General features: G+C 69.1%; 23 protein-coding genes, 3 pseudogenes and 1 other annotated feature. Of the genes and pseudogenes, 15 read left to right on the top strand and 11 right to left on the bottom strand.

The features are described 5' to 3' along the window. Nucleotides 1–105 precede the first annotated feature (105 nt). The 4 genes from ACBJ59_RS52065 to ACBJ59_RS52050 all read left to right on the top strand — a co-directional run bounded on the left by ACBJ59_RS52065 (nt 106) and on the right by ACBJ59_RS52050 (nt 1,641). Entirely contained in the window at nt 106–564 is a 459-nt protein-coding gene (locus ACBJ59_RS52065; protein ID WP_375117502.1) for an integrase core domain-containing protein, read from the top strand. Then, nucleotides 561–800: a zinc-binding dehydrogenase gene (locus tag ACBJ59_RS52060; RefSeq protein WP_375117409.1), complete on the top strand. Its 240-nt coding sequence runs from the start codon at nt 561–563 to the stop codon at nt 798–800. Before ACBJ59_RS52065 ends, ACBJ59_RS52060 begins: the two co-directional genes overlap by 4 nt. After that, on the top strand, nt 791–1,108 hold the full coding sequence (locus tag ACBJ59_RS52055; RefSeq protein WP_375117501.1) for a zinc-binding dehydrogenase: 318 nt from the start codon (nt 791–793) through the stop codon (nt 1,106–1,108). The genes ACBJ59_RS52060 and ACBJ59_RS52055 overlap by 10 nt, the downstream gene beginning before the upstream one ends. A gap of 167 nt (nt 1,109–1,275) precedes the next feature. Further along, entirely contained in the window at nt 1,276–1,641 is a 366-nt protein-coding gene (locus ACBJ59_RS52050) for a helix-turn-helix domain-containing protein (protein ID WP_375117408.1), read from the top strand. 299 nt (nt 1,642–1,940) lie between these two features. Here ACBJ59_RS52050 and ACBJ59_RS52045 read toward each other — a convergent pair whose 3' ends face one another. Beyond that, nucleotides 1,941–3,539, bottom strand: coding sequence for an amidohydrolase family protein (locus tag ACBJ59_RS52045; protein ID WP_375117407.1), 1,599 nt, complete (start codon nt 3,537–3,539; stop codon nt 1,941–1,943). A gap of 176 nt (nt 3,540–3,715) precedes the next feature. Beyond that, nucleotides 3,716–4,792, bottom strand: a complete 1,077-nt coding sequence (locus tag ACBJ59_RS52040; protein ID WP_375117406.1) for a TetR family transcriptional regulator — start codon at nt 4,790–4,792, stop codon at nt 3,716–3,718. 171 nt (nt 4,793–4,963) lie between these two features. Here ACBJ59_RS52040 and ACBJ59_RS52035 point away from each other — a divergent pair, with 171 nt between their 5' ends. The 6 genes and pseudogenes from ACBJ59_RS52035 to ACBJ59_RS52010 all read left to right on the top strand — a co-directional run bounded on the left by ACBJ59_RS52035 (nt 4,964) and on the right by ACBJ59_RS52010 (nt 10,563). Next, nucleotides 4,964–6,418, top strand: coding sequence for an MmgE/PrpD family protein (locus ACBJ59_RS52035; protein ID WP_375117405.1), 1,455 nt, complete (start codon nt 4,964–4,966; stop codon nt 6,416–6,418). After that, a complete protein-coding gene (locus ACBJ59_RS52030; protein ID WP_375117404.1) occupies nt 6,415–7,368 on the top strand; it encodes an ABC transporter substrate-binding protein in 954 nt (317 codons plus the stop codon). The genes ACBJ59_RS52035 and ACBJ59_RS52030 overlap by 4 nt, the downstream gene beginning before the upstream one ends. A 293-nt stretch (nt 7,369–7,661) precedes the next feature. Further along, nucleotides 7,662–8,207 (top strand): annotated as a pseudogene (locus ACBJ59_RS52025) (amino acid ABC transporter permease); the annotation flags it as partial. A 204-nt stretch (nt 8,208–8,411) separates the two neighbouring features. Then, on the top strand, nt 8,412–9,167 hold the full coding sequence (locus tag ACBJ59_RS52020) for an amino acid ABC transporter ATP-binding protein (protein ID WP_375117500.1): 756 nt from the start codon (nt 8,412–8,414) through the stop codon (nt 9,165–9,167). 46 nt (nt 9,168–9,213) lie between these two features. After that, the gene (locus tag ACBJ59_RS52015; RefSeq protein WP_375117403.1) at nt 9,214–10,374 is read left to right on the top strand and encodes an NAD(P)/FAD-dependent oxidoreductase; all 1,161 of its coding nucleotides are present in this window, start codon (nt 9,214–9,216) and stop codon (nt 10,372–10,374) included. Nucleotides 10,375–10,416: 42 nt separating this feature from the next. Next, nucleotides 10,417–10,563: a hypothetical protein gene (locus ACBJ59_RS52010; protein WP_375117402.1), complete on the top strand. Its 147-nt coding sequence runs from the start codon at nt 10,417–10,419 to the stop codon at nt 10,561–10,563. A 455-nt stretch (nt 10,564–11,018) separates the two neighbouring features. On the opposite strand, the gene ACBJ59_RS52005 is transcribed toward ACBJ59_RS52010, so the two are convergent. Further along, nucleotides 11,019–11,243, bottom strand: coding sequence for a hypothetical protein (locus ACBJ59_RS52005; protein WP_375117401.1), 225 nt, complete (start codon nt 11,241–11,243; stop codon nt 11,019–11,021). Nucleotides 11,244–11,944: 701 nt separating this feature from the next. Beyond that, the gene (locus ACBJ59_RS52000; protein WP_375117400.1) at nt 11,945–12,700 is read right to left on the bottom strand and encodes an NAD(P)H-binding protein; all 756 of its coding nucleotides are present in this window, start codon (nt 12,698–12,700) and stop codon (nt 11,945–11,947) included. Between the two features lie 239 nt (nt 12,701–12,939). Here ACBJ59_RS52000 and ACBJ59_RS51995 point away from each other — a divergent pair, with 239 nt between their 5' ends. The 3 genes from ACBJ59_RS51995 to ACBJ59_RS51985 all read left to right on the top strand — a co-directional run bounded on the left by ACBJ59_RS51995 (nt 12,940) and on the right by ACBJ59_RS51985 (nt 15,465). Continuing rightward, the gene (locus ACBJ59_RS51995) at nt 12,940–13,569 is read left to right on the top strand and encodes a hypothetical protein (protein WP_375117399.1); all 630 of its coding nucleotides are present in this window, start codon (nt 12,940–12,942) and stop codon (nt 13,567–13,569) included. A 120-nt stretch (nt 13,570–13,689) separates the two neighbouring features. Then, nucleotides 13,690–15,000: a DDE-type integrase/transposase/recombinase gene (locus ACBJ59_RS51990; RefSeq protein WP_375117398.1), complete on the top strand. Its 1,311-nt coding sequence runs from the start codon at nt 13,690–13,692 to the stop codon at nt 14,998–15,000. Between the two features lie 27 nt (nt 15,001–15,027). Then, nucleotides 15,028–15,465: a hypothetical protein gene (locus tag ACBJ59_RS51985; RefSeq protein ID WP_375117397.1), complete on the top strand. Its 438-nt coding sequence runs from the start codon at nt 15,028–15,030 to the stop codon at nt 15,463–15,465. A gap of 205 nt (nt 15,466–15,670) precedes the next feature. Here ACBJ59_RS51985 and ACBJ59_RS51980 read toward each other — a convergent pair whose 3' ends face one another. Together ACBJ59_RS51980 and ACBJ59_RS51975 are read right to left on the bottom strand one after the other, a co-directional pair. After that, nucleotides 15,671–15,892 carry a hypothetical protein gene (locus tag ACBJ59_RS51980; protein ID WP_375117396.1) on the bottom strand — a complete coding sequence of 74 codons (222 nt, stop codon included), beginning with the start codon at nt 15,890–15,892 and terminating at the stop codon, nt 15,671–15,673. Nucleotides 15,893–16,138: 246 nt separating this feature from the next. Further along, nucleotides 16,139–16,732: a TetR/AcrR family transcriptional regulator gene (locus ACBJ59_RS51975; RefSeq protein WP_375117395.1), complete on the bottom strand. Its 594-nt coding sequence runs from the start codon at nt 16,730–16,732 to the stop codon at nt 16,139–16,141. A gap of 96 nt (nt 16,733–16,828) precedes the next feature. Between ACBJ59_RS51975 and ACBJ59_RS51970 the strand changes: the two genes are divergently transcribed. Further along, a complete protein-coding gene (locus ACBJ59_RS51970; RefSeq protein WP_375117394.1) occupies nt 16,829–17,422 on the top strand; it encodes a hypothetical protein in 594 nt (197 codons plus the stop codon). 428 nt (nt 17,423–17,850) lie between these two features. Here the strand turns inward: ACBJ59_RS51970 and ACBJ59_RS51965 are convergent, their stop codons facing one another. The 4 genes from ACBJ59_RS51965 to ACBJ59_RS51950 form a co-directional block, all read right to left on the bottom strand. Further along, nucleotides 17,851–18,231, bottom strand: coding sequence for a hypothetical protein (locus tag ACBJ59_RS51965; RefSeq protein ID WP_375117393.1), 381 nt, complete (start codon nt 18,229–18,231; stop codon nt 17,851–17,853). A 153-nt stretch (nt 18,232–18,384) separates the two neighbouring features. Beyond that, a protein-coding gene (locus ACBJ59_RS51960) for an IS3 family transposase (protein WP_375117392.1) occupies nt 18,385–19,606 on the bottom strand; the annotation gives its coding sequence in 2 pieces (ribosomal slippage) (nt 18,385–19,333 and nt 19,332–19,606; 1,224 coding nt in all). After that, nucleotides 19,216–19,329 (bottom strand) — a sequence feature (AL1L pseudoknot). Its footprint overlaps the gene before it by 114 nt. A gap of 69 nt (nt 19,607–19,675) precedes the next feature. Then, nucleotides 19,676–20,119, bottom strand: a complete 444-nt coding sequence (locus ACBJ59_RS51955) for a hypothetical protein (RefSeq protein ID WP_375117391.1) — start codon at nt 20,117–20,119, stop codon at nt 19,676–19,678. After that, nucleotides 20,116–21,057, bottom strand: a complete 942-nt coding sequence (locus ACBJ59_RS51950) for a nucleoside hydrolase (protein WP_375117390.1) — start codon at nt 21,055–21,057, stop codon at nt 20,116–20,118. The genes ACBJ59_RS51955 and ACBJ59_RS51950 overlap by 4 nt, the downstream gene beginning before the upstream one ends. Nucleotides 21,058–21,158: 101 nt before the next feature. On the opposite strand from ACBJ59_RS51950, the pseudogene ACBJ59_RS51945 reads away from it, so the two are divergent. After that, nucleotides 21,159–21,791 (top strand): annotated as a pseudogene (locus tag ACBJ59_RS51945) (LacI family DNA-binding transcriptional regulator); the annotation flags it as partial. 30 nt (nt 21,792–21,821) lie between these two features. On the opposite strand, the pseudogene ACBJ59_RS51940 reads toward ACBJ59_RS51945, so the two are convergent. Beyond that, nucleotides 21,822–21,941: pseudogene (locus ACBJ59_RS51940) on the bottom strand (hypothetical protein); the annotation flags it as partial. Nucleotides 21,942–21,992: the final 51 nt, after the last annotated feature.

The following is a 21,992-nucleotide window of genomic DNA, read 5'->3' as shown; positions in this document are numbered from 1 at the left end:
GTCTTGGGAGCCTCCAACCAAACCGGGGCAGCTCAGCTGCACGTCGCCGGAGTAACGGCGACTCCTACAGGTCCGTGGGTGGCTCAGCAGGCCCGCAATCTAGCCATGGACCTGGGCGCCAGGATGGACACGTTGCGGTTCGTGATCCGTGATAGGGATGCCAAGTACACGCAGGCGTTCGATGCCGTCTTCCACGCCGAGGATGTGCGGGTCATCCTCACCCCGCCGCGAGCGCCCAGGGCGAACGCGATCTGCGAACGCTTGGTGGGAACGCTACGGCGCGAGCTCCTGGATCGAATCTTGATACTGGGAACAGGCCATCTCCGACGAGTGCTCGCCGAGTACGCTGCCCATTACAACGCACATCGCCCCCACCAGGCCCCTAACCAGCGGCATCCAGACGCAGACCCGACGAAGCCCACGCCCATCGTCGACCTTAACCGACCGGCGGATCAAACGAAGGCCTGTACTCGGCGGCCTCATCAACGAGTACGAGGCCGCATAGGTCAACCGACGAAGTCCCAGGTCAAGGACCCGACCCTAATTTCGAGCGGCACAGGATGAAGAAGCTCAGCGCCTTCGGACGGCTGGGACCGGGCCGCATGGTGGTCGTCAGCGGCATCGGTGGGCTCGGCGGCTATGGCGTCCAGTACGCACGGCTACTCGGCGACGGAGCCACCGTGGTCGCCTTCGGTCGCAGCGACGACAAGCTCGCGGTGGCGCGGCAGAACGGCGCCGACCACACGATCAACACCCGCGGCAAGGTGCCCGACCAGGTACGGGCGAACTCATCGAGCTGACCGGCCGCGGCGGCGCCGACGGCGTCCTGGACTGCTCGGGAGCGCCGCAGGCGCTGCAGCTCGCCGCCGCCCTCCTGGCAGCTGAGGGAAGCCTGGTGACGGTGGGCCTGATGGGCCAGCGCTTCGAGCTGCCCATCTTCCCGTTCGTCTCCGGCGAGCGGACCTTCGCCGGCTCCTTCGGGGGCAACTACAACGACCTCACTGAGGTACTCGCCCTGGCGGGCCAGGGCCGGATCAAGCACACCGTCACCCCGGTCGAGCTCGACGACATCAACGATAAACTCCACGCGCTGGCCCGAGCGACGTGATCGGCCGGCAGGTGGTCGTTTTCGGCTGATTCCCTATAGGAGTTGATGTGTCAAGACCATCGTGGAAGAGGTCGTAGCTCTGGTTCTGCCCTCGCGACGGTCTTGATGCTTGGTCTGGTCGACGCAGGGTTCGGGCAGGTCCCGCAGGTCGTCGATGGAGTCTTCGGATGAGCCGAGCGTGGTGGGCACGGCACATGTCTCCTGATCGCGGGCAGGGCCCGTTGGCCTGGCACCGCCGCCTGGTCAGCCAACGCTGGACCTACCCAAACACAGCCGGACGTCCACCGATACCGGACGAGCTGCGTGATCTGGTGATACGACTGGCCGACGAGAATCCCCGATGGGGGCACCGGCGGATTCGGGGTGAACTGCTCGGCCTCGGCCATCGGATCGGCGAAGGCACCATCCGCCGAATCCTCGCCGCGGCCGGCCTGGGCCCAGCGCCTGTGGGGTGCCAATATCCCATTCATCAGTCTGAGCTGCGAAGTCCAGGCGAGCGGCTAACCAGGTTTGCGCGATCGCTCAAGCGGTGATCGAAGGATCGATTGAGCGCCTGGTCAGAGCGACGGCGCAATTTTCGGCACCCACAAGCAACTGCCGCAGCGGTGGCGCGTCGATCAGTCGTGCGTGCTCCTGCGCCGCCTCCAGCCGTCCCGTGACAGATCGGCGCAGCCGGCCCGGCAAGCCGCCTCGACGAGGTCGGCGACAGCCAGCAGGCCGTAGTCACGGTGGGCGTCGACCGCGGTACCGAGCTCGACGTATGCGTCCCAGTGCCGGCCTCCCCCAGGGCAAGCAGGCCGGCCGTCCGTCCGGCAGAGTACTTGGAAACGGCCTATACGGGAGCCTCTGGCCGGCGCAGCACCATGCCCGGGCCGCCATGAAGGGACCCGGCGTCGAGGCGGAACCCGTCGCCGGCCGCCATCCGCCGGTCGACGGTGACCACCCCGTTGACCAGCACGACCTCGATGCCGTCAGGCGCGGCGGGCGCCTCGAACGTCGCCTTCTCCCCGACGGTCGCCTCGTCGAACACGACGACGTCGCCCCGCATGCCCACCCGCAGGGTGCCCCGGTCGGCCAGGCCCATCAGTGAGGCGGGCACCGCGGTCATCTTCCGCAGCGCGGTCTCCAGGGGCAGCGCCTGCTTCTCGCGTACGTACTCGCCCAGGACCTTGGGGAAGGCACCGTAGCTGCGCGGGTGGCACGGGGCCAGCCAGGGCTGGTTGAACCCGTCGGTGCAGATCGCGACGTACGGCAGGGAGAGGTAGCGGCGGACGGCGCCGTCGCTCGTGCTCAGGTCGGACCCCATGACGGCGTCGTCGCGTTCGTCGGGCAGCATCTCCAGGATCAGGTCCGCCTCCGCCTCGGGCGTCGGGGTGACGCCCCGTGCGGCGAGGATCCGCGCCAGTGACAGCCCCTGCCACCGCCGCCCTTGGCCGTCGGTCCAGTCGAACACCACGACCAGGTCACCGTCTCCGCCGTGGTAGCGGACGATCCGGTCGACGATCCCCGCCCTGATCTCCCGGCGGCGTTCCGTATCGCCCAGGTAGGTGCCGATCAAGGTGGCCTTGCCCGCCGCGAGGTGCTCGCCGGGGATGAAGATGGACGGGTTCCAGCCGAAGAAGGGGTAGGGGTACTGGTCCCCCGCCACCTCGATGCCGTCGGCCCGCGCCGCTTCGATGGCGCTGATGACCGCCTCGGTCTTCCACCAGTTGCAGGCGCCGTCCGTCTTGAGGTGGGAGAGCTGGACCCGCGCGCCCGAGTCGCGGCCGATCCGGATCCCCTCCTCGACCGCGGCGAGCAGGTGGTCGCCTTCGCTGCGCATGTGGCTGGCGTAGAAGCCCCCGTACTCCGCCACGACCGAGGCGCACGCGATCAGCTCCGCGGTGCGGGAGGAGAGCCCGGGAATGTATTCGAGCCCAGTCGACATGCCGAACGCGCCGTCGGCCATCGCCTTGCCGATCACGCCTTTCATGGCCTCGATCTGCCCGTCGGACAGGGTCTCCTGGCCGGCCTGGATTCCGCAGGAGGTCCGTACGTATCCGTGGCCGACGAGCGTGCCGAAATTGACGGCCGGCGGCCGGAGATCGAGGCGCGAGAGGAGGTCTCCGGGCTCCATCTTGGCCATTCCGCAGTTGCCTGCCAGAACCGTCGTTATTCCCTGCATGAGGTAGTTCTTGAAAAGCAGGTACTGCGGGTCCTCGAAAAGGTCGAGATCGGTGTGCGTGTGAATGTCGACGAATCCGGGACAGGCGATGCGCCCGGCCGCCTCGATGACGTCGGTGGCCGGGCCGATGTGCCGTTCGGCCTCCTTCCGGCCGCCGACGTGGCTGATCCTGCCGCCCGTGATCGCCAGTGCCTCCGCGTACGGCCGCGCGCGGTCCATGGTGATCACGGAGGCATCGAGGACGACGATGTCGGCCGGCCCGGTCATCGGGACTCCTTCGCACCGCGACGGGGAGAGGGCATGTGGGTCCATTTCAGCTGGGACGACGGTAATTCCCGGAATTCTCGTCATGGCCGCGAACCGATGTCAAGGTAAGTAATGCGCCGGCGCGCAAGTGACATTCTCCGGTGAGATGATGACGGTTGGGCCAAGTACTCACGCGTTCATTCCGCGTCGGGATCGAGCTGACCGACCGGGATGCCGAGTTGCTCGGCCGTGAACCGGGCGAGCACGCGGCGTGCCGTCCCCTCCGACATGTCGCTGTAGCCGAGGGTGTTGCGCAGGGCCAGGCTCTCGGAGATGGCGACGTACCGTTCGCACACCTCGCTGAGCGGCGCGACCGGCGTGAACGTCCCGTCCTCGACGCCCGCGCCGAACACCCCGAGCACCGCGTCCGCCCACCGTCTCGACATGCGGACGCACTCGTCGAGGAAGGCGGGATGGCGCCGGACCCGTCCCCACACCTCCAGCCACAGCAGGTACTCCTCGAAAGTCCCCTGGTCGCTGGGGATGCTGAGCTCGAGCAGGTGGCGTACGTGTTCGAGGGTGCTCACGTTGTCGTCGCGCAGGCGCTGCAGGGTCGCGTGCAACTGGTCACCCGCCCAGCGGAACGCCGCGAGCAGCGCCTCATCCTTGCTCCGGAAGTAATAGTGGATGCTGGCGTCCGAGACCCCCGCCTCGCGCGCGATGTCCGCGATGCGCGTCGCCTCGATGCCGCGCTGCGCCATGATCCGGCACGCGGCGATCCGGATCCGATCTTCCGGGCTGCCCGGGTCGGGGGCCCGGTCAAGGCGGGTGTGGCCCTGGTCCTTCCAGCGGCCGGCGAGTCGGCGCAGCAGCTCAGCGCCGTCGCCGCCGGCCTGGACCGTCTCCTCGATGCGCCGCGTCATCCGCCAGGCGCGCCGGTAGTCGACGCCGAGGGCCCTGGCCACCCGGTTCGGCCGGGCCTTGCCGGGTGACTCCAACACGATCACGACGGCGTCCAGCCATGCCGCGAGCGGCACAGGCGAACCCGCGAACGGCGTGGTCGAGGCCGGGTAGACGTGCGCGCCGCAGCTGTCGCAGGCATACGCCCGCCGGCGCGAGATCCGGTGGAACGTGCGGTGCGTCCCGCACTTCCGGCAGAACGGCGTCCCGCCGTCGGGTGCGTGGACGACGGTCCAGAGCAGGGCCAGCGCGGCCTCCTCCTTACCCGCGTCCGGAGTCTGTCGGGCTGTACTTGCTTCTCCGGGTATGTCCATGTCTCCGGCTCTCGGTAAATACAAGGTTATTCATTCCTTGACAAGCCATCTGGGCGAATGGGATTGTTGCCCGCACCAAAGATATACCCCTAGAAACATCGGAGAAATAAATGACGGGCGCCGTTTCGTGGCCGTCTCCGCAAGGTGGACGGCCTGTGAAGGGACGCGCACGTGCGTACGGACGGTGACACCGCGCACCACGTGACCGCCGGCCAGGCGTGGACGAGCGCCGAGTCCCCGGCGGCGACGTTCGTCACGCAGCTCACGTGGGACCTGCTGCCCCGCGAGGTGATCGACCGGGCCGTCATGTGCCTGACCGACACGCTCGCGGCCATGCTCGCCGGCCGGATGTCCCGGTCCGCCCGCGTCGCCGACGACCTCGCGCACGCCTGGTGGCCGGCTGGCACGGCGACGTCGATCGTCAGCGGCAACAGCCTCGCCACCGGCGGCGCCGCCTTCGCCAACGCGATCGCGGCGAACGCCGTGGACATCGACGACTGCGGCATCTACACCTGGGGTCATCCGGGCGCCCAGGTCGTCCCCACCGCGCTCGCCCTCGCCGAGGAGCGGCATCTCAGCGGCCGCGAACTGATCACCGCGATCGTGGTCGGCTACGAGGTCGCCTTCCGGGCCGGCCGGTGCGTCAACCACGAGCAGAGCGCGGTCCATTCGGCGGAGCGTACGTACCGGGCCTGCGGGTCATGGGGATCGGTGGCCTGCGCCGCGATCGCCTGCCACGTCCACGGGCTCGACGAGGCGACCACCCGCCACGCGCTGGGCATCGCGGAGTACGACTCCCCCGACCTGCCGATGATGCGCGCCATCGACACGCCCGGCATGGTCAAGCACGGCGTCGGGTTCGGCGCGCTCACCGGCCTGCTGTCGGCGGATCTCGCGCGGCGCGGCTTCACCGGGATCGTCCCCAGCCTCGACCTGGACGAGTTCCGCCCGTTCGCCGCCGACCTCGGCCGCGACTACTACCTGCCGCACGGCATCACCTGGAAGCGGTTCTCCAGCTGCGCCTGGACCCACCCCGCCCTGCTCGCGGTCGAGAAGCTGCGGACCCGGCACCCGCTGCCCGCCGAGGCCATCGAGCGCATCGTCGTCGAGACCTACCCCGATGCCGCCCGCCTCGGCACGCGGCTTCCCGGGACGACCGAGGAGGCGCAGTTCAACCTGGCGTGGCCGGTGGCGGCGCTGCTGGTCGACGGCCGCGTCGGGCCCGACCAGGTGGCGGAGTCCCGCCTCGGTTCGGCCGAGATCGCCGCACTGTGCCGGCGGATCGACGTCGTGGTGTCGGAGGAGATGACCCGCCGCTACTACCTCTCCGAGGTGAACGACCCGGACGGCAGCGACTCGGCCGCGGTCACCGTCACGCTGACCGACGGCACCGTCCTGTCGTCGGGCCGCGTCGATCACGTGCTCTACCCTGAGCCCGGCTGGACTCAGGACGAGATGCGGGAGAAGTTCGCCTGGCTGGCCTCCGGCCGGTTGGAGCCCACGTCGATCCCACGCCTGCTGGACGCCCTGGCGAACGTGGAATCCGCCGACGACAGCTCCGTCCTCATGCAGGACCTCGCGTCGTCTCTCATCCCGGTGCCCAACGAGCAAGGAGCAATTTCATGAAGGCGGCACCGAAGCGCACGTACATGACGACCGTGGTCGCGCTGGTCCTGGCGCTCACCGCGTGCAACCTGGCCCCGAGCCGGCCCGCCCCCGGCGCGACCGGTCAGGCGAGCGATGCCCCCGCTGCCGGGACGCCCGCGGCGGCCGACGCCGCCCTCCATGATCTGCTGCCGGAACGTATCAAGTCGGCCGGCGTGATCCGGGTGGCGACCAACATCCCCTATCCGCCATGGGAGATGTACACGACAGCCGGCGGGAAGCAGCCGACCGGCATCGACTACGACCTCTCCCAGGCGCTGGCCGCCAAGCTCGGCGTGCGGGTCTCGTTCGACAACATGGCCTTCGACGGCATGATCCCCGCGCTCCTCGCGAACAAGGCCGACGTCGTCATGGCGGGCCTCTTCGACACCCCTACGCGGCGCGAATCGCTGAGCTTCGTCGACTACGCCAAGGACGGCTATTCCATGCTCGTCGCGAAGGGCAACCCCGGCGGGCTGAAGGACGTCGCCGACCTGTCCGGCAAGACCGTCGCGGTGCAGAGCTCCACCTCGGAGGAGGCCTCGCTCAACAAGCTGAGCGACCGCTTCAAGGCCGAGGGGAAGCCCGGCGTCACGGTCCTGCGGTTCCCGGGTGACAGCGAGGCCTTCCTGGCCATCAAGAGCGGGAAGGCGGTCGCGCGGGTACAGGCCACCTCCGCCGCCGCGTACGCGGTCAAGACGTTCGACAACGGGAACACGTTCGAGCTGGTCGAGGCGCCGTCGGTCACTGCGGAGTTCGGCGGCGGCCTGGAGGGCATCGGCGTCCCGAAGGCGGACACCGAGCTCCTGACGGCGCTGCAGAAGGCACTGCAGGCGCTGATGGACGACGGGACGTACCTGAAGATCCTCGCCGAGTACGGCGTGGAGAACATCGCCTTGACGAAGGCGGAGATCAACCAGGGGACGGCGTAGGCGGCGCCCGCCGCCTGCTTCGTCTCTGAGAGAGAGAAAGTGTTGTGACCCCCTTGGCATCCGCCGACACGACCTCCGACCGCACCGGGGCACGGCCATCCCGCGTCGATGTGGTGCCGGTCCGCCGGTACGGCCGATGGGCTGCGGCGGCACTCGTCGCGTACGTCCTGTTCGCCCTCGGCTGGTCGCTGTGGCACAACCCCAACCTCGATGTCGCGACGATCCGGCAGTACCTGTTCGCGCCCTCGATCCTGCAGGGGCTGGTCGTCACCGTCGAGCTGACCGTCGTGGCGATGATCGTCGGCGTCGTCGGCGGCGTGCTGCTCGCGGTCATGCGGCTCTCGGACAACCCGGTGCTGTCCGGGGTCGCCTGGGGCTACATCTGGTTCTTCCGCGGCACGCCCCTGCTGGTCCAGATCATCTTCTGGGGATTCCTGGGCGCGCTCTACCCCAACCTCTTTCTCGGGATCCCGCTGACCGGTGTCGTCTTCGGATCCGTACCCACGAGTTCGGTCATCGGCGCGGCCACCGCGGCCGTGCTGGCGCTCGCCACCAACGAGGCCGCCTACTGCGCCGAACTCGTCCGGGCTGCGATCATCTCGGTCGACTCAGGGCAGCGCGAGGCGGCCCTGTCGCTCGGCATGTCCTCGACGCGGCGGATGCGGTTCGTCATCCTGCCGCAGGCCATGCGGGTGCTGATCCCGACGCTCGGCAACGAGGCCATCTCGATGCTCAAGATGACCTCGCTGGTGTCGGTCATCTCCGGACTCGACCTGATGACCAGCGTCCAGCAGATCTACCAGCAGAACTTTAAGATCATGCCTCTGCTGGTGGTCGCGTCGCTGTGGTACCTGCTGCTCACGTCGGTGCTGACCATCGGCCAGCACTACATCGAGCGGTACTTCGGCCGAGGATTCGGCAGCAGGCACTCCGCCTCCGCCGAGCGGCGGATGCGCCGGCGGGCGGCCAACCGGGCGAAGGCGAAGCCGTTCACCGCGCCCGGCGACGACGTGCGGGAAGCCACCCGGCCGGACGACGAGCCGATGGTACGGGCCGAGCAGGTGTGGAAGTGGTTCGGCTCCGTCGACGTGTTGCGGGGCGTCGACCTCACCGTCCACCCACGGCAGACCCTCGTCCTGCTGGGCCCCTCGGGAAGCGGGAAGTCGACCCTGCTCCGCTGCGTCAACGCCCTGGAGACGCTCGACTCGGGCCTGATGGAGGTCGACGGCGAAAGGGTCGGGCTGCGCAGCAGCGGAGGTCGGCTGCACGAGATGACCCAGGCCGAGCTGTGCCGGCAGCGTACGCGCATCGGCATGGTGTTCCAGCGGTTCAACCTGTTCCCGCACATGACCGCCATCGAGAACGTGATGCTCGGGCCGCGGCGCGTACTCGGCCTCTCCCGCGAGCAGGCCGAGGCGGAAGCCGAGCAGTTGCTGACGAGGGTCGGCCTGCGGGACAAGCTCGACGCCTACCCGGGACAATTGTCCGGAGGGCAGCAGCAGCGGGTGGCGATCGCTCGTGCCCTGGCGATGAAACCGCACGTGATGTTGTTCGACGAGCCGACCTCGGCCCTCGACCCCGAACTGGTCGGCGAGGTGCTCGACGTCATGAAGGATCTCGCCCGGCGCGGCATGACCATGATCGTGGCCACTCACGAGATCGGGTTCGCCAAGGAGGTTGCCGACACCGTCGCCATGCTCGACGGGGGCGTCATCATCGAATCCGGCCCTCCCGCGGAATGCCTGGTGGACCCCAAGGAGGAGCGCACCAAGGCGTTCCTGTCCAAGGTCCTCGCGTAGTCCCCGCACCCACCCACCCCAGCCTGAATCCAGGAGGTCTCAAGCAGTGCCCGAGGTCATCGTCGTCGGAGCCGGCGTCATGGGGACGTCAACCGCTTTCCACCTTGCCGAACGCGGTGTGCGGTCCGTCACCGTCGTCGACACGCGACACGCCGGTGAGGGCATGAGCAGCCGCTCGTCGGCCCTCGTACGGATGCACTACACGTTCGAGCAGGAAGTACGCCTGGCGGTCGACAGTCTCGCCTACTTCCGTGACTGGCCAGAACGCGTCGGCCGGCCCCTGGTCTTCCGCGAATGCGGGTTCGTCCGCATCGTGTCGCCCGGCGAGGGCGACCTGCTCCGCAAGAACGTCGAGATGCAGCAGGCCTGCGGCGCCGAGGCCGAGGTCATCACGGCCGACGACGTGCTCGCCCTCGAACCGCGGTGGCGGGTCGACGACGTGGTCGCCGCCGCGTACGAGCCCCGCGCCGGCTACGGTGACGGCGCCGTCGTGGCGGGCGACTTCCTCTCCCGGGCACGGGAGGAGGGCGTCACCTACCGCCCCAACACCCCCGTACGCTCACTCCTCGTCGGGGACGGCGGCCGGGTCCGCGGCGTGACCACTGACGAGGGCGACATCACGGCCGACGTCGTCATCCTCGCCGCCGGGCCCTGGACCCGGCCGCTGCTCGGCACGGTGGGCGTGGACCTGCCCATCGAGTCCGAGTACCACGAGGTCGCGGTCCTGCGGAACGCACCGGACGGCCCAGCCGCCCGTACCGCGTGCATCGACTCGGGCACCCGCACCTACTTCCGCCCGGAGGCCGACGGCGGCCTGCTGCTCGGCGACTTCATCGGCCCGCGCGACGGGATCGACCCCGACGACTTCCCCCAGGTCCCCCAAGAGCCGAACGTGGTCGAGATGATCGGGCGAGCCGCGCGCCGCGTCCCCGCTCTCGCCGAGGCCGGCATCCACCGCGGAGTGACCGGAATCTACGACATGTCGCCGGACGCGCGGCCGATGCTGGGCCCGGTGGCCGGCCTGGACGGGTTGATCGTCGCGGCGGGCTTCTCCGGGATGGGATTCAAGATCTGCCCGGCGGTCGGCCGTGCGCTCGCCGAAATGGCGGTGGGCGCACCACAGACCGTGGACGTCTCCGCGTTCACCCCGAACCGATTCGCCGAAGGCAACTCCATCACTCCCCCGTACGGCTACTCCGACGACTGAAACCGGTTGGCGGCGGCCGACGTATCGGTGATACCGCCGGGAATGTTCACTGACGCTGACGCCCTGCACGACCTGCTCAACCCGTGGCACGCGACGCGCGCTCCCGGCAGCGCGTTCTTCAACGAGCCGGTGACGGCCGTGGACGCCGTGCCGGACGTGGGACGCGGCACCGGCTGTCCACGTCGCTGACCGCGATCCTGTGGGTGCCGAAAATCGTGTCACAGGGCACTGATCTGGGATTTCGCACTACCAGACGGTTCGGTTGCAGCAAGCTCGTGGGATGGCTCTGCGACTGTTGTACTTGATCGTCTGGTGTTCGGCTGGATCGTGTTGCTCACCCGTTCACAGGCGTCCAAGGATATGGACATCCTCGTCCTGCGTCACCAACTCTCAGCCCTGCGCCGCCAGGTCGGCGCACCCCGCCCGTCATGGGCAGACCGGGCGATCCTATCCGCCCTTGCCCGGCTATTACCGCGACATGGCCGGCACCGGTCGTTCGTGACGCCGCGGACGCTTTTACGCTGGCACGCCGACCTAGTGGAGCGACGGTGGACATACCCAGGCCGCACGCCGGGACGACCACCGATTCGTCGCACGATCCGAGCCCTGGTCCTGCAGATGGCCGGCGAAAATCCGACCTGGGGTCACAGGCGCATCGCCGGGGAGATCGCCGGACCAGGCCGCAAGGTTTCCCCGCCACCGTGTGGTCGATCTTGAGGAAGGCCGGAATCGATCCCGCGCCCCGGCGCGGCGACCAGACATGGGCGCAGTTCCTGAAGGCCCAGGCATCCGGGATGCTGGCCGCTGATTTCTTCCCCGTCGAGACGATCACGCTCGCCCGCCTGTACTGCTTCGCCGTAGTCGAGCATGCCACCGCCGTGTTCACGTGCTGGGTGTCACGGCGAACCCGACCAGCACGTGGGTAACCCAGCAGGCACGCAACCTGATCCTCCACCTGGGCGATCGAATCAGCAACTACTGTAGCGCGGTGTGACGCGATTTCCGGCCACCAGGAGAGGGACCAAGTGCGGCATGATGATCGGCCGTGCTCCTTCGCCTGGCCTATCTCACCGTCACGAACACCGTCGCCGCGCTCCGGTTGCTACCCATGGGCGATCGGGACAAGGACGTGGAAATTCTCGCCCTGCGCCACCAGATCACCGTCCTTGAACGCCAACTCGGCACCGACACCAGAGTCAGATTCGCACCCGAGGACCGGGCCTTTCTCGCCGCACTCCTGACCTCGCTGCCCCGCGAGGTCCTACGCCAGCTACGGCTTCTCGTCCGCCCGGACACCGTCCTGCGCTGGCACCGCGATCTGATGCAACGGCGCCATGCCCGTACCTGCCGACCGAAGCGGCTTGGCCGCCCGCCCACGGTCCGCTCCATCCGCGCTCTCATCCTGCGTCTGGTTCGGGAGAACCCCGGTTGGGGATACCAGCGGATGCACGGCGAGCTCAGCTGGCAGCAGCCGCGGCGTGGCGTGACCTGCGGCCAACGTTTTCGGGACGATTGTTCTCCCAAACTCCGAATGATCACGCGGCGGCCGTCGCCATGTCACCCCAACACCTCAAGATTGCGAAGTGTCACTGGAGTACTGGAGGCTTGCGTCCGGCCGTGTGGCGGACGCGGCTGAAACGGCCGTAGCCAGTGAATCGCGGCCCGCGCGGCCAAGAAGATCCGTGAGGTCGGGTGTGGCGCCATCCAGGAAGCCATGTCGGATACCTGTGGCGATCGAAGCGAGCATGGGCGGCTGGAACGGCAGGAGCCCCGGCGTCTCATCGAGGAGCCTGCGCCGGTACTCGCCTAGCCCGATGGTGCGGTGCGGGACCCCGAGCCGGTCGGCCACCTGACCCGCCGTGATCGGCGTGCCGACGAGGTCGTAGATGCGCCCGCTGTGTGGGGCCGGATTCGCCGCAACGGCCGCCGCGGCATCGGCGAGATCCTCCCGCGCGACCGCCGCCAGGGCACCGTCCCCGAAGGCGGACTCCACACCACCGTCGGCCCACATCAGCAGGCCGCCGAAGAGTTCGGCGTACAGGCCGTTCCGCAGGATCGTCCACGGCAATCCGCTCGCCCGCACAAGACGCTCGGTGGCACGGTGCGCCAGCGCGAAGCCGAGATGGTCACCGGCCGTGGTCAGGCTCGTGTAGACGATGTGGTCAACGCCGTCGCGAACGGCTGCGTCGAGGACCGCCGCGTGCCGCCCAACGACCTGATCGTCCTCGGTATAACCGGCGGAAATCAGCACCAGGGTTGATACCCCGGTGAGATCGAGGCTCGTGTGGTCGTCGAAGTCGAGGTGCCGCGTCCCCCCGCCCGGCATGCGGCTGCCGCCCGTAGCAGCGGCGCCACTGGCTGTTAGGCGTCATTCGTTCTGGCCACTGAGCCGCGTTGCCGCGTCGCTCCAGCTGGGCATCTGAATCGATCTTTGTGCTCTTGTTGCTGTCCTTGGTGCGCGACGACAGCGTGAGCATGTCCATGGAAGACAACGGCCCTGCCCGATCTTCCTGTCGTGGCGCGACGTGATCGGGAAGGGCCGTGGTGCGGTGCTTGGAGGCACCGATGCTCACGGTAGGCAAGGACGAGGCTGGCGTCGAGCGCCGGTTACGCGAAGGCGTGCTGCATTGCCCGGACTGTGCCGGTCATCTGTGCCCGTGGGGCTGGGCGCAGCCGCGGACGGTGTGGGGTATCGGCTGGTGGCGGCGGATCCGGCCGCGCCGGTCGCGGTGCCGGACGTGCGGGCGGACGCATGTGTTGTCGCCGGTCAATGTGTTGTGGCACCGCCGTGACGATGTCTCGGTGATCGGGGAGGCACTGACGCGGTCGGCGCTGGGTGAGGGGTTCCGGTCGATAGCCCGGTGTTTGGCGCGGCCGGAGGCGACGGTGCGGGGCTGGATCCGCCGGATGCGGCAGTTGGCCGAGCCGATCCGGGTGGCGTTCACGCTGGTGCGTGCCGGTCTGGTGGTCGCTGCGCCGTTCGTGGTGGCGGCGGCCTCGCCGCTGGCGGAGGCGGTGGGTGCGGTGCTGGCGGTGGCGGCGGCGGCCGGGGAGCGGTTCGCCGAGCTGGCTGACGTGGTGGCGAGCGCGCCGTGGGAGGTGGCCTGCGCGGTCACCGGCGGGAGGCTGCTGGCTCCGCCGTTCATCGGTTTTCCGATCAACATGAATCACACTCTGGTCGTTTTTGGTCGCTGACCGTCAGCCTCGTGGGGTTGTCCGACCCCACGATCAGGAGGACGAACGGTGACAAAAGCCGAAGATGAGCGCCGGCGGCGGGCCGAGCAGGCTCGCCAGGTCGGCTTGTGGCGCTATCAGGTGATCCAGGACCTGATTGATCCGGCGCTGACGGCCAAGCAGCGCGGCGCGCTGGCCCGGGCCGCGGCCGAACGGGTCCACATCGGCCTGTCCGGGCAGCCAGAACGCATCTCACGCAAGACGATCGAACGGTGGCTGCGCTGGTATCGCATCGGCGGGTTCGACGCGCTGGTCCCGCGCCCGCAGGTCGCGCCGCCGCGGACCGCGCCGGAGGTGCTGGCGCTGGCTGAGGCGCTCAAGCGGGAGAACCCGGCCCGGACCGCCGCCCAAGTCCGGCGGATCTTAACGATGAGCGTCGGCCAGGCACCCTCCGATCGGACCCTGCAGCGCCTGTTCGCCCGGCTGGAGTTGGCCGCGCCGCCCGCCCCGTCCCAGTTGTTCGGCCGGTTCGAAGCCGCCCAGCCCAACGATCTTTGGGTCGGGGACGCCCTGTACGGGCCGGTCATCGGCGGCCGCCGGGCGATCTGTTTCGCCTTTCTCGACGATCATTCCCGGGCGGTGATGGGCGCCCGATGGGGTTATCGCGAAGATGTGGTGCGCATGGCCGCCGCGCTGCGACCGGCGCTGCAAGCCCGCGGCATCCCCCGAGCGATCTTCGTCGACAACGGCGCCGCCTACATCGATGCCTGGCTGCTACGGGCCTGCGCGTGCCTGGGCATCAAGCTGATCCACTCCACCCCGCACCGGCCAGAAGGGAAAGGCAAGATCGAGAGATTCTGGCGCACCGTCCGCGCCCAGTTCCTCATCGAGCTGGAAGGCGAGTCCGCCCCCGCGGTCGCCGACCTGGCCGAGCTGAACAAGCTGTTCGTCGCGTGGGTGGAGACCTGCTACCACCAGCAGATTCACTCCGAGACCGCAGCCAAGCCGCTGAGGCGCTGGCAGCAGGGCATGCCCGCCCCGCTGGTGGTCCCCTCCAAGGCCCAACTGGCCGAGGCGTTCCTGTGGACCGAACGCCGCAAAGTGTCCAAGGTCGGCACCGTCACGCTGCACAACAACGCCTACGAAGTCGATCCGCTGCTGGCCGGCCGCTACGTCGAGCTGGCCTTCGATCCCTTCGATCTCACGCGCATCGAAGTCCGCCACAACGGCCGACCGGTCGGCGCTGCGGCCCCCTTCAAGATCGGACGGCATTCTCATCCCAAGGCCCGGCCCGAGCTCCCCGGCACCGACGATGACGGCGACGCCTCACCACCCGTGGCGCTGACCGGCATCGACTACCTGAAGCTCATCGGCGACGCCCGCGACGCCGACCAGCACCAGCCGATCAATTACAGCGCTCTGCTCCAGCCGCCCGAGGAGACCACGCCGTGAACTCCGACAGCCATAACGCCCACGCCAGTGCACGAGAGCCAGCTGACCAAGAACCTCCTCGCCCGCGCCGCCGCCTGGAACGGCAAGAACGCCGAGGCGCTGGTGGACGGCGTCGGCGCGGCGCCGCTGTCGGGTATCGGGCTCGGCGAGCGCACGCTGCACACCCGATCTGCCAAGCTCGCCTACATCAACAAGCTGGTCGGCAAATTCGAGGACGACCAGGACGACACCCCCGCCGGCAAGCTCGAACCAGGGCAGACAGTCCGCACCAAGAACGCCACCTATCAGGAGTGGTACGGCACGGTCCGCAGTCAGGGTCGTGACATCACCTTCGGCATCATCGAGCGCTTCGGCCACCGGGACGGCAGGGTGACCGACTGGAACCTGACGTTCGACACGCTGCCGCTCATCGCCGACCAGGCGAAGATCAGCAAACTGTACGGCCTGCTTGCGGTCAAGCAGTGATCCTTACCTCACTATCGAGACGGCCTGGCTGACCGCCGGGCGGCCGAGCCGGCGAGCGGGTCCGTGTCGGTGCTGATCGTCATCATGGTCTTTCCCGTGTCCGTGATGGCATCGAGCCCGGTGCGGACGCTGCCGGGAAGCGTCAGCCTCTCGGGTAGCCCCTCGCGCCTTACTCGCCGGCGCAGTCGCCGAGGCGGCCTGCGGGTTAGGCTTGCACGATCGGGCCTTCCATCCCTCGTTGCTGACCTATTCCGGCGGCGGCCGGCATCGGGTACGGCCTCGGCGAGGTGAGCGCCCGGGCCCGCCATGCGTCCAGGGCGGCCTCGTCGTACAGCTCCGGGTCCGGGCCGGTGGTGTGCAGGTCGGCCGTGATCGAGCGGTGTCGGGTCAGTAGGAGCACGGCCAGCAGCCAGCGGATCTCGGGCACGGTCAGGGATGTGGTCCTCGCTGTGGCGTGACCGCGTGGCCGTCACGGGGCCAGGGAAACGTCACGACCATCGTCGCGGGGGCTGGAACGGGCGCGAACGTTCGGCACCCCCGCGATCGAGATGGTCGTTCTGGCGTCCAACGCGTAGACGGGCCGCGCTTCGCGCAGGCACACGGGTTCGTCGAGGTCGAGCGGTACCTGCTGGAGGGTGATGAGCTCCCGTGGATCATGCTGCGGCTCTCCTGATCAGGCTTTCGGCTGGCCGAGGATCAGGTCGGCTGCGGCGGCCAGCCTGTCGGCGCGCTCGCCCGGCAGCGCGCCGGGGCCTGAGACGTATTCGGTGTACGCCTCGAACTGTGCGATGCCGCACAGGGTGAGGGCGAGCGTGTACGGCTCAGTGCCGCGCGGCAGCTCACCGGCCTTTTGGCACTCGGCCAGATAGCGGGCCATCTGGTCGAGCGCCGGGTGGGGGCCGGTGCCGTGCTTGCGGTTGGTCGCCTGGTAGGCGGCAAACAGGTCCTGGTCGGCGGCGGCCCCGGCCATCAGCGGCAGTGACGCCGTGTAGAAGGCGATGCCGCGCTCCAACAGATCGACGAGCACGGTGCGCATCGGCCGCTGCCCGGGCGGGGTGGCGGCCTTGTGCCAGGCCCGCAGCTCCGGCAGTTCCTGCGACAGCAGCGCGATCAGCAGGCCGATCTTGCCGCCGAAGTTTTTGGTGATGCTGCCCTCGGCGGCGTCCGCGGCCTGGGCGATCTCGCGGGTGGTGAGCCTGGCCAGGCCGCGTTCGCGCAGCAGCTGGGTGGCGGCGTCGAGAATGCGCTGGCGTGCGGGTGGAGCCATTGGTGATCTCCCCGGATTGACAAGTGAGGTGAGCGCGCACCACAGTAGCAAGGAGAAAATCAGGTGCGCGCGCACCTCACTATTGCTGGAGGGATTGTGAGCGGCTCCCCCATCGTCGGCACCCCCGCGCGGCCGCCGCGTTTGCTCGGATACTCGCTGATCCTGGGCCTGGTCTTCGCTGCGGCCTGGCTCGGCTTCACCGCGGTCAGGGCCCGAGACGGGCGCATGCCGATCACCGACTGGCTGGATCCGATGCTCGCCGGCTCGACCCTGCTGGTCCTGCTCGGGGCGATGGCGGCCCTGATCGCCCTGTGGCCGCAGGTGCCCGCCACCCGGCTGCGCACCGTCGTCGTCGCCCTGCTGATCACTACCGAGTGGGTCTACCTGGCCGTGGAGATCCTGTCCAACACCCTCACAGTCGGCGAGCCACCGTCCGACGTCGGCAGCCTGCTGGAGATCTCCGCCGGAGCCGTCGCCGGGGTGGCCCTGACCGTGGCCGCCGTCGCGCTGTCGGGACCGGCCTGGCGCCAGAACCGTCCGGCGACCGCGGCCGTCACCCTCGCCGCCGTGCTCCTCGCGCTCGGCATGACCTGGTGGTTCACCCACCCGATCGACCAGAGCACCGCGGGGGCGCCAGCGTGCATCCCCGGTAACGCCCTCTACAACGCCTTCCACCGGGCGAGCTGCTGATCGCCCGATAGGTACGGGCTCATTCCGGAAACTTTGGGGAGGTGGCATGACGACGGCCACCACCTGATCATTCGGAGTTTGTGAAGACACTCGAAGATCGTGTGATGGCCGAGGCCGACGGCGTAGACGCCCTGCAGGCCGAGGAAGTGGGCGGGCATCAGGGCGTCTCCTTCGGCGGGATGGCCGTGCCGGGCGCAGCCCGAGCAGGTCACTGCGGCCGGTCGTGGGCGGGCGCCGGTCCAGCGCTGCGGCGCGCGACTGCTGGCCAGTTGCCGCCCCCGTGGGCTGCCGGCGTTCCCGCCTGCTGACCGACAGCCCGCACACCGGTTCGCACGCCAGTCCACACGAGGGCCAGGACGCGCATGAATTTCTGACAGGTGCACGCCGGGTATCCGGGACTGTAACTGGGAAAGGAACGAAGGCGCCGTCTACGACCTGGACCGGTCGCGTGCGGCCAAGCCGTACCGACCCGCCAGACGCTGCCACGTCAGCTGAACGGTGAGGGTGCCGACGGTAGCGAGGGCGAAGCCGGCACCCACTCCCCAGGGCCCGATCAGCAACGCGGCCAGGAGGCAGAACACGGCGAAGCCGATCAGCCCTTGCGGGATTCCACGCAGCACCTGCACTGCGGCGGCAGGGCCTCGCTGCGCCAGCACGAACGCGGTCAGCACACTTGTCGCGATCGGGAACGGCGCCAGCACGCCCGTCGCCTGAGGGCCGAGGGCGCCGGCCGCGGTGGTGAGCGTCACCACGAGCACCGCGGTGGCGGCGGCTCGGCCCGGCAGATCCCACCACGGCCACGTGGTCACCGTCGGATGACGGCTCGGTTCCGGAAGCCGCCGGGGGAGGAGCCTGGCGACCGTCCAGGCCGATGCCAGCACCAGGAGGAAGGCAGCGCCCGGTTAGACCGTCGAGCGTGCCAGGCCGATGTCTGAACCGTGCCGGGTTTGTTGGAGACCGGGTTACGTGGCTGGGGTGAGAGTAGCCGAGTTGATCTTTGTGCGGTAGAGGGTTTCGTATTCGGCGGGTGGAAGGTCTTGGCAGGCGCTGTGAAGGCGGCGGTTGTTGTACCAGTCGACCCATTCCATGGTGGCGAGTTCGACGTCGTCCAGGCCCTTCCAGGGGCCGCGGCGGTGGATCAGTTCGGTCTTGTACAGCCCGATGGTGCTCTCGGCCAGCGCGTTATCGTAGCTGTCCCCGCGCGAGCCGACCGAGCTGACTGCGCCGGCGTCGGCGAGTCGGTCGGTGTAGCGGATCGACAGATATTGACAGCCGCGGTCGGAGTGGTGCACCAGCCCGTCCAGCGTGTCGGCCTGGCCGCCGCGACGCCAGATCGCCATCTCCAGCGCGTCCAGCGGCAGGTCGGTACGCAGATGGTCGGTCAGCCGCCAGCCGACGATCATCCGGGAGAACACGTCGATGACGAACGCGGCGTAGACGAACCCGGCCCAGGTGTGGATGTAGGTCAGATCGGCCACCCACAGCCGGTTCGGCGCCGGCGCGGCGAAGTGCCGCTCGACCAGGTCGGCCGGGCGCGGGCACAGCGGCTCGGCGATGGTCGTGCGGCGCTTGTGATCGCCACGGACCGCGCCGGACAGCCCTAACCGGCGCATCAGCCGGGCAACCGTGCAGCGAGCCACGGCCACGCCCTGGCGGTTGAGCGCCTTCCACATCTTGCGCACCCCGTACACCTCGAAGTTGTCGTTCCACAGCCGGATGATCTCGGCCGACAGCTGCTCATCGCGCCGCTCACGGGCCGAGCGCGGCCGGTTCCTGGCCGCGTAGTACGTCGCCGGTGCGAGATCGAGCACCTGGCAGATCGGCTCGACGCCGAATTCCTCGCGGTGAGCGTCGATGAAGGCCACTATCTGGGCGGTCGGGGGTCGAGTTCCCGGGCGAAAAAAGCAGCCTTAGATTCAAGATCTCATTCGCCCGGCGCAGCTCACGGACCTCCCGCTCGAGCTCGGCGATCCGCTGGGCATCGGCCGTCGAGGTGCCCGGCCGCTGTCCTCCATCGACCTCAGCCTGCCGGACCCAGCCGCGCAATGCCTCGCGGTGCACGCCGAGCTGCTGGGCTACCCGGGCGATGGCACCCGGCGCATTACCGGTCTGCTCGCGGACCTCAAAGACCATCCGAACCGCGCGCTCGCGCACTTCCTGCGGGTACTTCCTGGGGGCTGGCATCGTGTGTGTTTCTCCCTTCCGCCAGCACGATCATGCTGGCTTCAGGGTCTCCAAGAAAGTCGGAGCGGTTCACTCCAAGCTGTGCCGGGGTTGCTGGTGGCGCAGGCAGCACAGCAGCAGAGCGGTGCGCACGCCAGTGACGGCGGCGCCGTGAGCGAGTCCGGCGGCCACGGCGTCGATGGCGTCGTCGATGCTCATGCCGGCGCGGGTGTGCAGCTGAGGCGCGAAGCGCACCTCGCCGTACACGACGTGGTCATGCCGCCAGTCCTCGACGAACTCGGCGGCGGCACGGTGCAGTGCGTCGGGAGTCTGCAGTACGTCGAGAGCGACGTCGATGTACGCCAGGAAGGCGGGCAGGCTGCCGACGCCGGGCGGGGCCACGGCGAGCCGGCGGACGCGTGCGGGCAGATCGATGGCTTGTTCCGCGGCGAGGGCGGCGATGGTCTCGGGGCGTACCGAGGCATCGAGGTGGCAGTGCAGCTCATAGCGCCACGGCTGGTCGGTACGGATCACGACGCTGCGGTGTCCCGGCAGGCGGCCAGCAGCATCCGCTCGAACTCGTCGTTGTCGACCCAGCGGACGAGCCTGAGGTTGGGGCCGGTCGCGGTGCGGCGGCGATCGACGAGCAGTTGCCCGCGTGCTTCGTCGCCCGTGGCGACGCGCACCTGGGCGGTTTCGCTGTAGCGGACGAGGCCGGGGTGGAGCGCCACGGCCATGGCCAGCGGATCGGGCAGATCGTAGCCGGGCAGGCCGGTCACATCGGTGGCCCAGGCATTGACGGCCTGGTTGATCCGGTCAGTGAACAAGGCCAGCGGTGTGCCGAGTTCGCGCAGGCGGCGCTGCCGGTCGGGAGTCATGACGGCGTACCGGCGGGAGGCGTCCCAACCGATCCACGTGACGCTGTCGGGAGTGGCGGCGTCGCAGACGATCGCCGCAGCCTCAGGGTCGGCCCACACGTTAAACTCGGCCGAAGCGGTGATGTTGCCACAGGCATCGGCCGCGCCGGCCATGCAGTACGTTCGCCGGAAGCGGCGTAGCAGGTGCCGGTCGCGGACCAGCGCGGCCGCGACGTTGGTCATCGGGCCGAGGGTGACCAGCGTCAGCTCAGGTCCCCGCTCACGGGCCAGGCGCAGCAGAGCGTCGACGGCGTGCTCTCCGGTCGGCGCGCCGACCGGGTCGGGCAAGGGCGCGCCGCTCATTCCGTCCGCGCCGTGGACGTGCTGAGCGGTCGCCAGCGGGCGGAGCAGCGGCCGTGCACAGCCGGCGTGCACCGGCACCTCACCGGATCCCGCAAGCTCAAGGGTGATCAAGGCGTTGCGGGTGGCCACCGGAAGCGGCACGTTGCCGGCCACGGTGGTGACCGCCTCGATCGTCGCCCCGGGATCTCGAGCGGCCATCAGCAATGCCACGGCGTCATCGGAGCCGGTGTCGGTGTCGATCACCAGTCGCATGCGGTACGTCCTTCGCGACGTCTAAACGATTAGAATGACGCTGGCATGATAGACGACACCCAAGCTCTCAGGAAGGGGCACCCACGGCCACCGGACCGACGATCCGGGATGTCGCCACGCGCGCGGGCACCTCCACCGCCGTGGTCAGCTACGTCCTCAACGACGGTCCCCGGCCGGTGGCGCCCGACACGCGGGCCCGGGTCCTCACCGCCGTCGCCGAACTGGGCTACCGGCGCAACAACCTCGCCAGGGCACTACGCGCCAACCGCACCGGCACCCTGGGCCTCGTCGTCCCCGATCTGGCAAAGCCGTTCTTCGCCGAGTTGACCCGCGCCATCGAGGATGCCGCGTTCGCGCGCGGGTTCCGGCTCCTGGTCGGCAGCGCGCACTTCGACTCCGACCGTGAAGGAGAACAACTCCAGGCGCTGCTCGACGCCCGCGTCGACGCGGTGCTCCTGGCGCCGTCCCAAGACCCGGCACCCGCGGTGGCACTGCTTCGCCGGGCCCAGATCCCGCACGTGCTCGTGCACCGCGCGCACCCTGAGGCTGTCTGCGTCGCCAGTGACGACGTCGACGCCGGTCGGCAAGCCGCGTCACACCTTCTCGCGCACGGCCATCACCACATCGCGGTGCTCGGCGGCGACACCGGCACCGACCCGGTCAGCCTGCGCACGCGCGGCGCCAAAGCGGCATTGACCGGAGCACGCCGGCCCGTTCCGTCATGGTCGGTACTCACCTCCCCGTTCCCGAACGGTCAGGCCATCCTGGCGGCGGCCGTCATCGAGGTCGGCCTGGCGCACCCAGGTACGGATCGACTGCGCGGAGGGCTGGAACTCCTTGGCCAGCTCCTCCGGCGTCCGTCCTGCGCGCACCAGCTCCACCATCTGCCAGCGAAACTCCGGCGGATAGTTGTTCGGCACAGCAGACTCCTTCTT

This window comes from Nonomuraea sp. MTCD27 (genome assembly GCF_041950495.1).
GTDB lineage: Bacteria > Actinomycetota > Actinomycetes > Streptosporangiales > Streptosporangiaceae > Nonomuraea.
The sequence above is the reverse complement of the archived record's forward strand: the minus strand, read 5'-3'. Positions and strand labels throughout refer to the sequence as shown.

What these genes read in the sequence shown, in the direction of transcription:
- ACBJ59_RS52040 (WP_375117406.1), bottom strand. Translation starts at nt 4,792, where the DNA reads ATGGACATACCCGGAGAAGCAAGTACAGCCCGACAGACTCCGGACGCG.
- ACBJ59_RS52010 (WP_375117402.1), top strand. Translation starts at nt 10,417, where the DNA reads ATGTTCACTGACGCTGACGCCCTGCACGACCTGCTCAACCCGTGGCAC.
- ACBJ59_RS51950 (WP_375117390.1), bottom strand. Translation starts at nt 21,057, where the DNA reads ATGCGACTGGTGATCGACACCGACACCGGCTCCGATGACGCCGTGGCA.
- ACBJ59_RS52005 (WP_375117401.1), bottom strand. Translation starts at nt 11,243, where the DNA reads ATGCTCGACTACGGCGAAGCAGTACAGGCGGGCGAGCGTGATCGTCTC.
- ACBJ59_RS52030 (WP_375117404.1), top strand. Translation starts at nt 6,415, where the DNA reads ATGAAGGCGGCACCGAAGCGCACGTACATGACGACCGTGGTCGCGCTG.
- ACBJ59_RS52065 (WP_375117502.1), top strand. Translation starts at nt 106, where the DNA reads ATGGACCTGGGCGCCAGGATGGACACGTTGCGGTTCGTGATCCGTGAT.
- ACBJ59_RS52050 (WP_375117408.1), top strand. Translation starts at nt 1,276, where the DNA reads ATGAGCCGAGCGTGGTGGGCACGGCACATGTCTCCTGATCGCGGGCAG.
- ACBJ59_RS52000 (WP_375117400.1), bottom strand. Translation starts at nt 12,700, where the DNA reads ATGCCGGGCGGGGGGACGCGGCACCTCGACTTCGACGACCACACGAGC.
- ACBJ59_RS52020 (WP_375117500.1), top strand. Translation starts at nt 8,412, where the DNA reads ATGGTACGGGCCGAGCAGGTGTGGAAGTGGTTCGGCTCCGTCGACGTG.
- ACBJ59_RS51975 (WP_375117395.1), bottom strand. Translation starts at nt 16,732, where the DNA reads ATGGCTCCACCCGCACGCCAGCGCATTCTCGACGCCGCCACCCAGCTG.
- ACBJ59_RS52060 (WP_375117409.1), top strand. Translation starts at nt 561, where the DNA reads ATGAAGAAGCTCAGCGCCTTCGGACGGCTGGGACCGGGCCGCATGGTG.
- ACBJ59_RS52045 (WP_375117407.1), bottom strand. Translation starts at nt 3,539, where the DNA reads ATGACCGGGCCGGCCGACATCGTCGTCCTCGATGCCTCCGTGATCACC.
- ACBJ59_RS51995 (WP_375117399.1), top strand. Translation starts at nt 12,940, where the DNA reads ATGCTCACGGTAGGCAAGGACGAGGCTGGCGTCGAGCGCCGGTTACGC.